Source organism: Allobosea sp. CRIB-10 (assembly GCF_900112185.1).
Classification (GTDB): Bacteria; Pseudomonadota; Alphaproteobacteria; order Rhizobiales; family Beijerinckiaceae; genus Allobosea.
Genome location: NZ_FOKP01000007.1, coordinates 38,743 through 52,150, shown reverse-complemented (window position 1 = coordinate 52,150; position 13,408 = coordinate 38,743). Strand labels below are relative to the sequence as shown.

Genomic DNA, 13,408 nt, shown 5'->3' with positions numbered 1-13,408 from the left:
ACGGGCTGATGGCGACGAGACACCACCGGACCGAGGCAGCTCGCGCGGAAGCGGCAGGGAGCCGCTCGCGGACGGTATCAATCGTCCGCGAGCGGTCTAGCCGGCCTCAGCTGCGATACCAGGCAGCCACGTTCCAGGTGTCGACGTCCCAGCCGCTGTGATCGTGCATCAGATTGGTCACCGAGGCGGCGACGCGGGTGCGCGAGAGCAGCGGCAGGATCACATTGGCTTCACAGAAGATTTCGTTGACCTTGATCAGCAGCGCGGCGCGCTTGGCCGGGTCGAGTTCCTTCTGGGCAGCCTTGTAGGCCTTGTCGGCCTCCGGGTCGGAATAGCGCGAGACGTTCCGGCCCAGCCATTTGTTCTCCTTGGTGGCGATCTCCCAGGAGACGAACTGGTTGAGGAAGCGCTCCGGATCGGGCTGCGGCTGCGTGGTCGTATACATCTCCATGTCGACATAGAGCTTGGTGTAGGTGTCGGGGTTCGCGACGTCGGAGGAGAAGAACACCGATGCCGTCACCGACTTCAGCTCAAGGTCGATGCCGGCCTTCTGGCAGGCCTGCTTGATGATCGCTTGCGTCTTCTGGCGAGGGGCGTTGATCGAGGTCTGGTAGACGTATTTGAGCTTCTTGCCGTCCTTCTCGCGGATGCCGTCAGAGCCCTTCTTGTAGCCGGCGTCGTCGAGGATCTTGTTGGCCTTCTCGATGTTGAACTCGTATTTCAGCTTCTGCGACTTGAACTGCTTGGGCTCGTTGACGAAGCTCGCCGTCGCGGTGCCGCCGCGGCCATAGATGAACTTCTGGATCGAATCGCGGTCGATCAGCAGGTTGATCGCCTCGCGCACCTTGGGATCCGACAGGGTCGGGTGCTTGGTCTTGACGCTGGAGCGCTCACCGTCGACCTCGGTCCACGGGTCGGTGGTGTTGAGGATGATGAACTCGATGTCGCCCGAGGCGACCGCGCTGACCTTGCCGCGGCCGCCGGTCTCCATCTTCTTCAGGACCTCGTCCTCGACCTGCAGGTTCCAGGCGTAGTCGAACTCGCCGGTCTGCAGCACGGCACGGGCCGCCGAGACCGCGTCGCCACCGCCCTTGACCTCGATCGTGTCGAAATGCGGCTGGTTCTTGACGTGGTAGTCCTCGTTGCGCGTGCCGGTCAGGATATCGCCCGGCTTGAAGTCGACGAACTTGTAGGGGCCGGTGCCGACCGGCTTGAGATTGGCGGGGGCCTCGCGCGACTTGGCGCCCTTGTACTCGCCGAAATGGTGCTTCGGCAGGATCTGGCCGACGACACCTACGAAAGGATCGGCCCAGAACGGCGTCGCTTCCTTGAAGATCACCTTGACGGTGTGGTCGTCGACCTTCTCGACCTTGATGTTGGTGTAGGAGCCGGTGGTGTAGGCGGCTGTCGCCGGATCGGCGGCATATTCCCAGGTGAAGACGACGTCGTCGGCGGTGAACGGCTTGCCGTCATGCCATTTGACGCCCTGCTTCAGCTTCCAGGTCACCACCTTGCCGTCTTCCGAGAGGCCGCCATTGGCGCGGCTCGGAACCTCGGCGGCGAGCTGCGGGGTGAGGTTTCCCTCCTTGTCCCAGCCGGCGAGCGGCTCGAAGAAGATGCGGCCAGCGATCTGGTCCTTGGTGCCGCTGGCGAAATGCGGGTTCAGCAGCGTCGGAGCCTGCCAGAGCAGGATCTTCAGCGGCCCGCCGCCGCCGGCCTTGGTCGGCTTGTACTGCAGCGAGGCCTGCGCCATGGCGACGTCGTTCCAGGCCAGGATCTGTGAAGCGATCGGCGCCGTGATGCCGACGGCAGCCAGTCTGCGAATGAAGGAGCGGCGGGAGATCGCACCGTCCTTCACGTTCTCGATCAAGCTGCTCAGTGTACGCTCGTCCATTACAATCCCCTGTTTTAGCTGGCCTATTGTGAGGTGGCCGGTAAGGGAGCGTAATGCATGCCCGGCTCTGCGGCTATGCCCTGTTTTTTGCCGCCAACAGGACATGCTCAGCTGCGATCTCGCGAGCGAGATTGGCGAGATAACTGCACTCCTCGGCGGATTCGTTGTTCCACCACATCGCGCACAGGTTATGCGAGGGGATCGGCGGATCGGCTTCCAGCACGCGCAGCGCCAGCTTCTCGCCCGAGAGATGGATCATCTCACGCGGGATCATCGCGGCACCCGTGCCGGCACTGGCGAGACGGGCGATGACGGTCAGCGGATTGCAGGTGTTGAGGCGGCGTGGCTTCAGACCATGCGCGCCGAACCACATCTGGATGGTGGTGAACAGGCCGGACGGCGAGCTGTTGGTGAAGATCGGCAGGTCGACCAGATTTTCCGGCGTCGCGACGTTGCCGGTGAAGGGCAGGCTTTCGCCCACCACCCAGACGAGGTCGATCAGCCAGAGCGGGACGATGGTGACCCCCTCATGCGCGCGCGGCTGTGAGAGGAAGGCGATATCGATCGAGCGGTCGAGCAGGAGTTGCTCGAGTTTCGTGCTGAAGTCGACGGTGACGTCGACCTGCAATTCGGCATGGCGGCGCGCCAGCTGGGCGAGCAGCTCCGGCAGGATGGCGGCGGCGAAGGAATCGGCGGCGCCGATGCGCAGCAGGCTCCTGCCGCGCAGACCGTCCTTGCTGTGGCGCTGAATTTGCTCGGCATGGGCCAGCATGCGCTCCACATCGGCATAGATCGCATTGCCCAGCGTCGTCGGCACTGGCCGATAGAGCGAGCGGTCGAAGAGCTCGCCGTCGAGGATGCGCTCGAGCTCCTTGATGCGCAGGCTGACCGTCGGTTGCGACAGGTTGAGATGCTGGGCGGCGGCACGGAAGCCGCCGAGCCGGGCCACCCAATAGAACGCTTCCGCCTGACCGAAGGTATAGCGCATCGCCAAGATGATAGCCTGAGGCAATCAAGCGGCAAGCACTTCTTATTTTTATTCGCCGCCTCAGCGCTCTAGCTTTCCCCCGTTCGGCGCGGCGCCGATCTCCGGCGCCGCCAAGGCATTGCCAATAAAACAGGGGAGCTCCGATGCTGACCGTGCCGACAAATCGCCGTGCGTTTCTCGCAGCCGCAGCAGGCGGCGCTCTCGGTGGCCTTTTGCCCGCGAGCCTGCTCCACGCCCAGCCGAACAATGGCAAGACGCTGACCATCGTCCTGCCGAGCAATCCGATCACCATCGATCCGATTAACCAGCTCAATCACGATGCCATGGTGCTCGGCCAGGCGGTGTTCGAGAACCTGGTCGAGTATGATGTCGACGGTGTGCTGAAGCCGCAGCTCGCCAAGGCCCTGCCGACGATCTCCGCCGACAAGAAGACCTACACCTTTGAATTGCGCGACGACGTCACCTTTCACAACGGCAGGAAGATGACGGCGGAGGATGTGAAATACTCCTTCGACTATCTGCTCGACCCCGCCAACAAGGCGGCGCGCCGCTCGCTCTTCACCCGCATCGCCAAGGTCACGGTGCTCGATCCGCTGAAGGTGCAGTTCGAGCTGTCAGAACCCTATGGCCCCTGGCTCTATTTCCTGACCAAATACATGGGCATCTACCCCGCAGGCTCGCGCAAGGAGCATGGCGACGACTATTTCAAGTCGAGGCCGGCCGGGGTCGGCACCGGCTTCGGCGTCTTCGAGGAGTGGAAGCCGAACGACTATATCAGCTTCAGGAAGAACCCGAATTACTGGCGCAAGGGCCTGCCGCATTGGGACCGGCTCGTCGTCAAGATGATCCCGGAGGACGCGACCCGCGTCGCCTATCTGCTGACCGGCCAGGTCGACCTGATCAGCGCCCCGCCGCCGCGCGAGTTCAACCGGCTGAAGACCATGCCGGGCATCACCGGCGCCTCGCGTCCGACCCTGGGCGGCGCGCTCTTGATGTACACCAACAACCTCAAAGCCCCCTTCGACGACGTGAACTTCCGCAAGGCGGTCTCCGCTGCGATCGACCGCAAGACGATCGGCGAGAAGGTCTATTACGGGCTGCTCGATCCGTCCTCGGTGCCGGCGCCGGCGCGCGGCTGGTGGTTCAATGCCGAGGCCGACAAGGAGCTCGGCTTCGACCTCGACAAGGCCAAGGCCCTGCTCGCCAAGTCGAAATATGCGACGGGCGCCGAATTCGACCTCAGCATCCAGGCCGAGCCCTATTTGCTCGACACCAAAGACGCGGCGATCTTCGTGCAGGCGCAGCTCGCCAAGATCGGCATCAAGGTCAATCTCAAGGTCTACGAGTTCTCGGTGCTGATCCAGCAGGCGATCCGCGGCGAGCACCAGGCGGCGCTGCAGGTCTTCATGTCGCCGGGCGAGCCGAGCTACATCATGCAGGTCTGCCTGACGCCGGAGCAGGTGCTGTCCAAGAGCACGGGCTACAACAACCCCGAGTTCAACCAGACGCTCGCGGCCGCCTTCGCCGAGACCGACCAAGCCAAGCTCAAGGAGCTCTACGGCAAGCTGCAGGCGCTCGCCGCCCGCGACGCGCCGATCGGCGTGCTCGGCTATGTCCACGCCTCCAATCTCTGGCGGCAGGCGCTCCAGGATGTGAAGGTCAATCAGGGCCTGACCATCGCGCCCGGCGAGGTCAAGGTCTAACGGGATCAAGGACTAAAGCGAGCCCGCCATGCTCCGCCTCGTCGCAGGCCGCATCGTCTCCTCGATCGGCACGCTGCTTTTCGTCGGCCTCGCGCTGTTCGCGCTGACGCGCTCCGGTCCGGGCTCCCCGGCCCGGATCGTGCTCGGGACCGACGCGACCGCAGAGCAGATCATGCAGTTCGAGCAGGCGCATGGCCTCGATCGACCCTTCCTCTCGCAATACGCCGCCTGGCTCGGCGACATCCTGCGCGGGGATTTCGGCAAATCCTTCGTCACCGGCCGCGACGTCGCGACCGACATCGTCAGCGCCCTGCCGGTGACGCTGTCGATCGTGCTCTTCGCCTTCCTGATCGCGCTGGTCTTCGGCATCGGCATCGGCGTGCTGGCTGCGCTCAAGCCGGGCGGCACTTTCGACCGGGTCAGCCGCTTCGCCGCAGTGCTCGGCCTGTCGATCCCGGCCTTCTGGCTCGGCATCGTGCTGATCCGTTTTCTTGCCGTCGATCTGCGCCTGCTGCCGCCCGGAGGCTATGTCCCGCTCTCGGCCGGGCTCAAGCTGCACCTGCAGAGCATCCTGATGCCCTCGCTCTCGCTTGCGGTCTACTACATCGCCGTGCTGGCGCGGATGACGCAGGCGAGCCTGCAGGAGAGCTTGCGCGGCGACTATGTCCGCACCGCCCACGCCATGGGCCTCTCCTCCCGCCAGGTCGTGTTCTACGCGCTGGTCAACGCGCTGCCGCCGGTGGTCAATCTCGCGGCGCTATCCTTCGGCTACATGTTCGGTTGGGCGCTGATCATCGAGCAGGTGTTCAACATTCCCGGGCTGTCGCGCGCTTTGCTGAACGCGATCTCGCAGCGCGACTTCCTCTTGCTGCAGGGCATCGTCTTCCTGTTCACCGCGATCTTCGTCTTCGCCAATCTCGGCGCCGACCTGATCAACCGCGTGCTCGATCCGCGCCAGAGGGCGGCGGCATGAGCGATTTGCGCAAAGCCCTTCATGGCCTCGACTGGAGCGGATGGCTGGGCGCCGGCATCGTCGGCCTGATCGTGCTCGCCGCGATCTTCGCGCCGCTGATCGCACCTTACGACCCACTCGCGCTGAACATCGAGGACAGGCTCGTCGCGCCCAATGCGCAGCATTGGCTCGGTACGGACCAGGGTGGCCGCGACGTGCTGAGCCGGATCCTGTTCGGGGCGCGCGCCTCGCTCTCGGTCGGCATCGGTGCGGTGCTGATCGGCGCAGCGATCGGCGTCTCCGCGGGGATCTTCGCCGCCTACAAGGGCGGGCTCGGCGAGCAGGTCGTGATGCGCATCGTCGACGGCATCGCCTCGATCCCGCTGCTGGTCTGGGCGATCGCCATCGTCGGCATCCTCGGCGTCGGGCCTCTACCCGTGGGGCCGCTGCTGCTGCCGAACGAGGTCAAGATCGTCGTCCTCGTCGGCTGCCTGTTCTCGCCGGTCTTCGCCCGCGTCACCTATGCGGTCGCCAAGCGCATCGCCGGGGCCGACTATGTCCGCGCCCGCTTCCTGCAGGGTGCCTCGCACTGGCAGATTGTCGTCGGCGACGTGCTGCCGAACTGCCTGTCGCCGATCATCGTGCAGGGCACGCTCTTGGTCGCGATCGGCATCGTCATCGAGGCGTCGATCAGCTTCGTCGGCCTCGGCGTGCAGCCGCCGCAGCCGAGCTGGGGCACCATGCTCTCCGATGCCCGCAGCGCGATCTATTCCGGCGAATGGTGGCTGCCGGTCTTCCCGGGCCTCGCCATCTCGCTCACCGTGATCGGCTTCAACCTGCTCGGCGACGCGGTGCGCGAGCTGTTCGATCCGCGCAGCGAAGCCAGGACGCTGGTCGCATGAGCCCGGCCCTGCTCAGCGTCGAGGGCCTGCGCGTCGGGTTCCGTTCGGCCGATGGCGGCATGATCGAGGCAGTGCGCGGTATCGACTTCTGCGTCGCGCCGGGTGAGGCCGTCGGCATCGTCGGCGAGTCCGGCTCGGGCAAGAGCCTCAGCATGCTCGCGGTGATGCGGCTGCTCGGCGCGCCGGCCCGGATCACCGGCGGCCGCGTCGTGTTCGACGGCGAGAACCTGCTCGCCGCCGACGAGAAGCGCATGCGGGCCCTGCGCGGGCGCGACATCGCCATGGTCTTCCAGGATCCGCAGAGCTCGCTCAATCCGGCGCTGACCATCGGCCGTCAGATCACCGACGTGGTACGGGCCCATCGCGGCGTCTCCGCAGCCGAGGCACGGCGCATCGCGGCGGAAGCGCTGGAGCGCGTCGGCATCCGCGATGCCGGCCGGCGCCTCGCCTCCTACCCGCACGAGTTCTCAGGCGGCATGCGCCAGCGCGCCCTGATCGCCATGGCGATCGCCTGCCGGCCGCGCCTCCTGATCGCCGACGAGCCGACCACGGCGCTCGACGTCACCGTCCAGGCCCAGATCGTCGACCTGATCGCCGAGCTGCGCCACGAGCTCGGCCTCGCCGTCGTCTTCATCTCGCACAACCTTCAGCTCGTCGCCGAGATCGTCGACCGCGTCGTCGTCATGTATGGCGGCAAGGTCGTCGAGGACGGGCCGGTCGAGGCGATCGAGCTTGCGCCACGCCATCCCTATACCAGCCTGCTCAAGGCCTGCGTGCCGAGTCTCTCCGGCCCGGTCGGCCCGCTGACCGCGATCGAGGGCGCGCCGCCGCGGCTCGGACGGCTGCCGGCAGGCTGCCCGTTTTCGCCGCGCTGTCCAGATGCCGCCGAGCCCTGCGCCAGCCAAATGCCGGCGCTTGTCACTGAGGCCGGCCACCGCACCGCCTGCTGGAGGCCGCGATGACCGGCCCGATCCTGTCGCTGCGCGGCGTCTGCAAATCCTTCCCGCAGGGCGGGCTGCTCGACCGTCTGGTGGGGCGCGACAGCCGGCTCGTCGCGCTCGACGATGTCAGCCTCGACGTGATGCGCGGCGACGTCGTCGGCATCGTCGGCGAGAGCGGCTCGGGCAAGTCGACCCTGGCCGGCCTGGCGGTCGGGCTGGCACGGCCGACCACCGGCGAGGTGCTGCTCGACGGCCAGTCGATGAGCGAGCTGATGCGCGACCATGCCGGGCCGTGGCGCCGGCGCGTGCAGATGGTCTTCCAGGATTCGAGCAGCGCGTTGAACCCGCGCAAGAGCGTGGCGCGCTGCCTCGGCGAGACGCTGGCGCTGCTCGGCGTGCCCAGGGCGCAGCGCGATAGCGAGATCGCGGATCTGCTGACGCTGGTCGGGCTCGGCCCCGAGATCGGGCCGCGTTTGCCGCATGAGCTCTCCGGTGGCCAGCGTCAGCGCATCGGCCTAGCGCGGGCGCTGGCGATGAAGCCGGAGGTCTTGATCGCCGACGAGCCGGTCTCGGCGCTCGACGTCTCGCTGCAGGCGCAGGTGATCAATCTCCTGTCGCGCCTCACGCGCGATCTCGGCCTGACCCTCGTCTTCATCAGCCACGACCTTGCTCTGGTGCGCACACTGTGCAGCCGCATCGTCGTGATGCGCAAGGGCGCGATCGTCGAGCAGGGGCCGTGCCTCGAAATACTCGACCGGCCACAGCATCCCTACACCCAAGCCCTCATCGCCGCCGTGCCGAAGGGCCTCGCCGGCCGGCGCACGCCGTTGCCTGTCCGTGCCGACGCGGTCGCTCCAGAACCCCGGGAAGACATTCATGGCGCAACATAGCTACCGGATCGGCATCGACATCGGCGGCACTTTCACCGATGTCGTGGTCGCGCGCGACGACGGGCTGATTGAGACCCGCAAGGTGCCGTCGACGCCGGACGACTACAGCCGCGGCATCGCCCAGGCGCTCAAGGCACTGATCGAGGACTACCAGACCACGTCCGACCGCATCACCGGCATCGTCCACGCGACCACGGTCGCGACCAACGCCATCCTCGAATACAAGGGCGCCCGCACCGGACTTTTGACCACTGCCGGTTTCCGCGACGTGCTCGAGATGCGCCGCCTGCGCATCCCGGTGCTCTACGACCTGCAATACGACAAGCCGAAGCCGCTGGCCGCGCGGCGCCTACGGCTCGAGGTCCGCGAGCGGCTCGGCCCCGACGGTTCCGTGCGCGTGCCGCTTTCGCGGGAGGACGTGGTAGAGGCGGCAAAGCGTTTCCGTGAAGAGGGCGTCGAAGCCGTCGCGATCAGCTTCCTGCACGCCTACGCTAATCCGCAACACGAGATCGAGGCCGAGGAGATCCTGCGCGCCGAGCTCGGCGAGGGCGTCTATATCTGCCGCGGCTCGGAGATCCTGCCGGAGATCCGCGAATACGAGCGTACCTCGACCGTGGTGGTGAACGCCTATATCGGCCCGGTCGTGCGCAACTATGCCAGCGCGCTGACGGCGCGGCTCGCCTCGATCGGCGTCACATGCCAGGTCGAGATGATGCATTCCGGCGGCGGCATCATGCGGCTGGGCTCGGCGGTGAAGCGCGCGGCGTCGCTGGTCGAATCCGGTCCAGCTGCCGGCGTCATCGCCTGTGCGCGATTGGTCTCAGGCGGTGACGAGCCCAGCATCATCTCCTTCGACATGGGCGGCACCACCGCCAAGGCGGCGCTGATCGAGCATGGCGAGCCGGCCCGCACCACCGAATACGAGGTCGGCGCCGGCATCAATCTGTCGAGCAAGCTGGTCAAAGGCGGCGGCTATCCGATCAAGATGCCCTTCATCGACGTCTCTGAGATCGGCGCCGGCGGCGGCAGCATCGTTGCCATCGACAGGATGAACCAGGTCTCGGTCGGCCCGCAGAGCGCCGGGGCTTGGCCCGGCCCGGTCTGCTACGGTTTAGGCGGCAAGCAGGCGACGCTGACCGACGCCTTCCTGACGCTCGGCTACATCAACGATACTGCGCTTGCCGGTGGCAGCTTCCCGCTAAAGGCCGATGCCGGCCGTGCCGCGTTGAACGACCAGGTCGCCCGCCCGCTCGGCCTCGACCTGCAGCAGACGGCGCGCGGCGTGCTGACGCTCGCAGTGACCACGATGACGCGGGCGGTGAAGGCGGTCTCGACCTATCGCGGCCGCGATCCGCGCCAGGCGACTTTGGTCGCCTTCGGCGGCAATGGCCCGGTGGTCGCGGCCGAGGTCGCGAGCGCGCTCGGCATCCGCCGCGTCATCGTCCCGCGCGCCGCCGGCGTCTTCAGCGCGCTCGGCCTGCTGCGCTCCGATGTCGAGCAGGAGTTCGTGCGGCCGTCGCGGCGGCGGGCGGGAGAGCTCGACGATGCCGGGCTGGAACAGCTCTTCGCCGAGCTCGGCGCCGACGCCCGCCGCATCCTCGCGCTCGAAGGCTACGATCTCGCGCAGGCCGAATTCCGCTTTGCCGCCGACCTTCGCTATGTCGGCCAGGCCTATGAACTGACGGTGCCGGCGAGGCGCCTCGACATCGCCGAGCTGGGCGAACTGTTCCACCGCGAGCATGAGCGCACCTATGGCCATCGCTCGCAGAAGGACGCGGTCCATCTCGTCAATGCCCGCCTGACGGCGCGCCTGCCGCTCGTCGCGCCGGGCCAGCAATTCGCGGCGGAGGCGCCGATGCGCCGGGCCGACCGGGCTGTCTCCTTCGGCGCTAGCGGGCCCGCTGCCTCGATCGCGGTGATCGGCCGGGCCGATCTCGACGCCACGGCCCGGCGCGGTCCCTTCGTCATCGAGGAATACGACTGCACCTGTGTCGTCGGCCCCGGCCAGAGCGCCAGGCTCGACGAGGCCGGCAATATCGACATCGCCCTGGAGGCCGCATGAGCATGCGCGAGATCGACCCGATCACACTGGAGGTGATCCGCAACGCGCTGGCCTCGACCGCCGACGAGATGGCGCTGATCGTGATGCGCTCGGCCTATTCGCCCGTCGTGCGCGACATCATGGACTATTCGACCGCGCTCTGCGACGCGAAAGGCCGGGTGATCGCGCAGGGGCTGACCCTGCCGATCCAGCTCTGCTCCTTCCCGCGGATCATGGGCTTCGTCAGGGAGCGCTATGGCGACGCGCTGAAACAAGGCGATGTGCTGATCGCCAACGATCCCTATGGCTCCGGCGGCCAGCACCTGCCGGACATCTACATCCTGAAGCCGATCTTCGTCGACGGCCGGCTCTCAGGGTTCGCCGCGACGGTGGCTCATCACAACGATCTCGGCGGTATCGTGCCGGGCTCGGTCGCGATCTACGCGACCGAGATCCAGCAGGAAGGCCTGCGTATCCCGCTGCTCAAGCTCTACGAGGCCGGCGAACCCGTCGAAGCGGTCTTCCGCATCCTCGAGGCGAACACGCGCTCCCCCGTCGAGGTGCTCGGCGACATCCGCGCCCAGATCGCCGCCTGCAATGTCGCCGAGGAGGGGCTGAAGACCCTGATCGGCCGCTATGGCGCGCGGGAGCTCGACGCCTATATCGAGGCGCTGCACGACCATGCCGAGGCGATGATGCGCGACGTCATCCGGGCCTTGCCGAACGGCGTCTATCGCGCCACCGACTATATCGACGGCGTCGGCGAGAACCCTGAGCCTCTGCCGATCGTTGCGACAGTCACCGTTGCCGACGACACGATCGACATCGATTTTACCGGCACCGCCGATCAGGTCGCCGCCTCGATCAACTGCCCGATCTCGCTGCCGGAATCGGCCTCCTTCTGCGCGATCCGCTGCCTGTCCCAACAGGATATCCCCAATTGCGAGGGCTATCTCAGGCCGATCACGGTCAGGGCGCCCGAGGGCTGCCTGGTCAATCCGCGCTATCCGGCCGCCTGCGGCGCACGCGGCGTCGTCGGCTACCGCGTCTTCGATGCGATCATGCAGGCGCTCGCGCAGATCGTGCCCGAACGGGCCATGGGTGGCTCCGAGGGTGGCCCCTATCTGCTCGCCGCCGGCGGCACGCATGAGGGGCGGTCCTTCGTGCTCAACGAGATGGTGGTCGGCACCTGGGGCGCCCGCGCCGGCAAGGACGGCATCGAGGGCATCTCCAATCCTGCTGCAAACCTCTCCAACCAGCCGGTCGAGATGATCGAGGCCGACATGCCGGTCGAGGTGCTGCGCTATGGGCTGGTGCCGGATACCGGCGGTCCCGGCGAGTTCCGCGGCGGGCTGTCGCTCATCCGCGAATTCCGCTTCCTGGCGCCGGTCCGCTTCGTGCTGCGCGGAGACCGGCGCGACCACCCGCCCTTCGGCTTCGAGGGCGGCAGCCCCGGTGCTCCGTCCGCCCACATCCTCATCCGGGCCGACGGCACGCAGCAGGTCCTGCCGACCATGCCGATGGAGAGCTTCAACGCCCACGCCGGCGATGTCTTTCGCCTGATCGGGGCCGGCGGTGGCGGCTATGGCGATGCGCTGAAGCGTGATCCGATCCGCATCCAGGGTGATCTGCGCGAGGGCAAGGTCACGGCGGAGGGCGCCGCACGCGACTATGGCGTGGTTTTCGCCGCCGACGGCGTGAGCATCGATCGCGACGCGACGATCCGCCGACGCACTGCGCTTGCGGAGGCGAGGAGATGACCACGCCCCTGTTCGGTGCGGCTGCCCTCAACGAACAGCTCGTCGGCGTTCCTGGCAGCCGGGCGCGCCTGGAGACGCCGGCAGCCGTGCTCGATCTCGATCTGTTCGAGCACAATGTCGCGCTGATGGCGCAGACCTGCCGCAAGGCCGGGCTCAATCTCAGGCCGCATGCGAAATCGCACAAATGCGCCGAGATCACCCGCCGGCAGATGGCTGCGGGAGCGCTCGGCAATTGCTGCGCCAAGCCGGGCGAATTGCTGGCGCTGTTCGAGGGCGGCGTCCGCGATCTCCTGCTCAGCGCCCCGATCGCCAGCCCAGTGAAGATCGATGCGCTGGCGCGCGCTGCGGCGGCCGGTGGGCGTATCGGTGTCGTGGTCGACCGGGCCGATCTGGCGGCTGCCTATGCCGATTCGGCACAGCGACACGGTAGGGTCTTCGACGTGCTGGTCGATCTCGATGTCGGGCTGAAGCGCAGCGGCGTCGCGACGCCGGCCGAGGCTGTCGAGTTGGCGCGGCTGGTCTCCGGGCTGGATGGGCTGCGCTATTGCGGCGTGCAGGCCTATCAGGGCCGCGTCCAGCATATCGACGATTTCGCCGCGCGCCGTGCCGCCAATCAGGAGATGGGCCGGCTGCTGGCCTCGATGATCGAGGCGCTGCGTCAGGCTGGCTTCGCGCCGGAGATCGTCTCGGGCGGCGGTACCGGCAGCCATCTCCTCGACGGTGAGGACAGGCTGCTGACCGAGATCCAGGCCGGCTCCTATGTCTTCATGGACGAGGCCTATGGCAGTGTCGACATGCATGGCAGGGGCGGGCCGGAGTTCAAGCCCGCGCTGCGCATCGCCGTTACCGTGATCGGCCACAGCTCGCTCGGCTTCGCCATCACCGATGGCGGCAGCAAGAGCTTTGCGCTCGACGGCCCGCCGCCGCGCGTCTTCCTCGGCGGCGAACTGGTCGGGCGGATCGAATGGTGCGGTGACGAGTTCGGCCGCATCCTGCCGTCGGACGGGCAGGCCGCGTTGCCGATCGGGACGGTCGTCGAATGCACGGTCCCGCATTGCGACCCGACGATCAATCTGCACGACATCCTGCACGTCGTCCGCGGCGCCGACCTCGTCGCGCAATGGCCGGTCGAGGCGCGGGGCCGCGCCGACTGAACCAGGCCCGCCGCATGGGGCGCTGGCGGCGCTATACCAAGGTATCGGCCGCGATCCCATCGTCCGATTGATCGCCATCGTCTTGAGGCGCAGAGAGGCCGTGTCTTCGCGGCGCTGATCGCGAGACCTTTCGCAGCAGCCGGCTTTCCGTCGCAGGGACGTGGCCATGACGATCGATCGTGT

General features: G+C 67.1%; 10 protein-coding genes. 8 read left to right on the top strand and 2 right to left on the bottom strand.

Annotated features, from left to right (window positions below; translation table 11 throughout):
- Positions 1-106: 106 nt before the first annotated feature.
- Both BMZ69_RS11390 and BMZ69_RS11385 read right to left on the bottom strand, forming a co-directional pair.
- Positions 107-1,894 (bottom strand): peptide ABC transporter substrate-binding protein, encoded by a 1,788-nt coding sequence (locus BMZ69_RS11390; protein WP_092156753.1) that lies wholly within the window; start codon positions 1,892-1,894, stop codon positions 107-109.
- A 73-nt stretch (positions 1,895-1,967) separates the two neighbouring features.
- On the bottom strand, positions 1,968-2,882 hold the full coding sequence (locus tag BMZ69_RS11385) for a LysR family transcriptional regulator (protein WP_244543331.1): 915 nt from the start codon (positions 2,880-2,882) through the stop codon (positions 1,968-1,970).
- Between the two features lie 143 nt (positions 2,883-3,025).
- Between BMZ69_RS11385 and BMZ69_RS11380 the strand changes: the two genes are divergently transcribed.
- The 8 genes from BMZ69_RS11380 to BMZ69_RS11345 are packed head-to-tail and all read left to right on the top strand — an operon-like array spanning position 3,026 to position 13,225.
- On the top strand, positions 3,026-4,585 hold the full coding sequence (locus BMZ69_RS11380) for an ABC transporter substrate-binding protein (RefSeq protein WP_092156751.1): 1,560 nt from the start codon (positions 3,026-3,028) through the stop codon (positions 4,583-4,585).
- A 28-nt stretch (positions 4,586-4,613) separates the two neighbouring features.
- Positions 4,614-5,558, top strand: a complete 945-nt coding sequence (locus BMZ69_RS11375) for an ABC transporter permease (protein ID WP_092156750.1) — start codon at positions 4,614-4,616, stop codon at positions 5,556-5,558.
- A complete protein-coding gene (locus BMZ69_RS11370) occupies positions 5,555-6,439 on the top strand; it encodes an ABC transporter permease (RefSeq protein WP_092156749.1) in 885 nt (294 codons plus the stop codon). Before BMZ69_RS11375 ends, BMZ69_RS11370 begins: the two co-directional genes overlap by 4 nt.
- Positions 6,436-7,401 carry an ABC transporter ATP-binding protein gene (locus tag BMZ69_RS11365; protein ID WP_092156748.1) on the top strand — a complete coding sequence of 322 codons (966 nt, stop codon included), beginning with the start codon at positions 6,436-6,438 and terminating at the stop codon, positions 7,399-7,401. The genes BMZ69_RS11370 and BMZ69_RS11365 overlap by 4 nt, the downstream gene beginning before the upstream one ends.
- Positions 7,398-8,270, top strand: a complete 873-nt coding sequence (locus BMZ69_RS11360) for an ATP-binding cassette domain-containing protein (RefSeq protein ID WP_092156747.1) — start codon at positions 7,398-7,400, stop codon at positions 8,268-8,270. Before BMZ69_RS11365 ends, BMZ69_RS11360 begins: the two co-directional genes overlap by 4 nt.
- Positions 8,257-10,332, top strand: coding sequence for a hydantoinase/oxoprolinase family protein (locus BMZ69_RS11355; protein ID WP_092156746.1), 2,076 nt, complete (start codon positions 8,257-8,259; stop codon positions 10,330-10,332). Before BMZ69_RS11360 ends, BMZ69_RS11355 begins: the two co-directional genes overlap by 14 nt.
- A complete protein-coding gene (locus BMZ69_RS11350; RefSeq protein WP_210188019.1) occupies positions 10,329-12,071 on the top strand; it encodes a hydantoinase B/oxoprolinase family protein in 1,743 nt (580 codons plus the stop codon). The genes BMZ69_RS11355 and BMZ69_RS11350 overlap by 4 nt, the downstream gene beginning before the upstream one ends.
- The gene (locus BMZ69_RS11345) at positions 12,068-13,225 is read left to right on the top strand and encodes a DSD1 family PLP-dependent enzyme (protein ID WP_092156744.1); all 1,158 of its coding nucleotides are present in this window, start codon (positions 12,068-12,070) and stop codon (positions 13,223-13,225) included. Before BMZ69_RS11350 ends, BMZ69_RS11345 begins: the two co-directional genes overlap by 4 nt.
- Positions 13,226-13,408 lie beyond the last annotated feature (183 nt).

Coding starts and splice junctions, on each gene's coding strand:
- BMZ69_RS11390 (WP_092156753.1), bottom strand. CDS start 1,894: ATGGACGAGCGTACACTGAGCAGCTTGATCGAGAACGTGAAGGACGGT.
- BMZ69_RS11385 (WP_244543331.1), bottom strand. CDS start 2,882: ATGCGCTATACCTTCGGTCAGGCGGAAGCGTTCTATTGGGTGGCCCGG.
- BMZ69_RS11380 (WP_092156751.1), top strand. CDS start 3,026: ATGCTGACCGTGCCGACAAATCGCCGTGCGTTTCTCGCAGCCGCAGCA.
- BMZ69_RS11375 (WP_092156750.1), top strand. CDS start 4,614: ATGCTCCGCCTCGTCGCAGGCCGCATCGTCTCCTCGATCGGCACGCTG.
- BMZ69_RS11370 (WP_092156749.1), top strand. CDS start 5,555: ATGAGCGATTTGCGCAAAGCCCTTCATGGCCTCGACTGGAGCGGATGG.
- BMZ69_RS11365 (WP_092156748.1), top strand. CDS start 6,436: ATGAGCCCGGCCCTGCTCAGCGTCGAGGGCCTGCGCGTCGGGTTCCGT.
- BMZ69_RS11360 (WP_092156747.1), top strand. CDS start 7,398: ATGACCGGCCCGATCCTGTCGCTGCGCGGCGTCTGCAAATCCTTCCCG.
- BMZ69_RS11355 (WP_092156746.1), top strand. CDS start 8,257: ATGGCGCAACATAGCTACCGGATCGGCATCGACATCGGCGGCACTTTC.
- BMZ69_RS11350 (WP_210188019.1), top strand. CDS start 10,329: ATGAGCATGCGCGAGATCGACCCGATCACACTGGAGGTGATCCGCAAC.
- BMZ69_RS11345 (WP_092156744.1), top strand. CDS start 12,068: ATGACCACGCCCCTGTTCGGTGCGGCTGCCCTCAACGAACAGCTCGTC.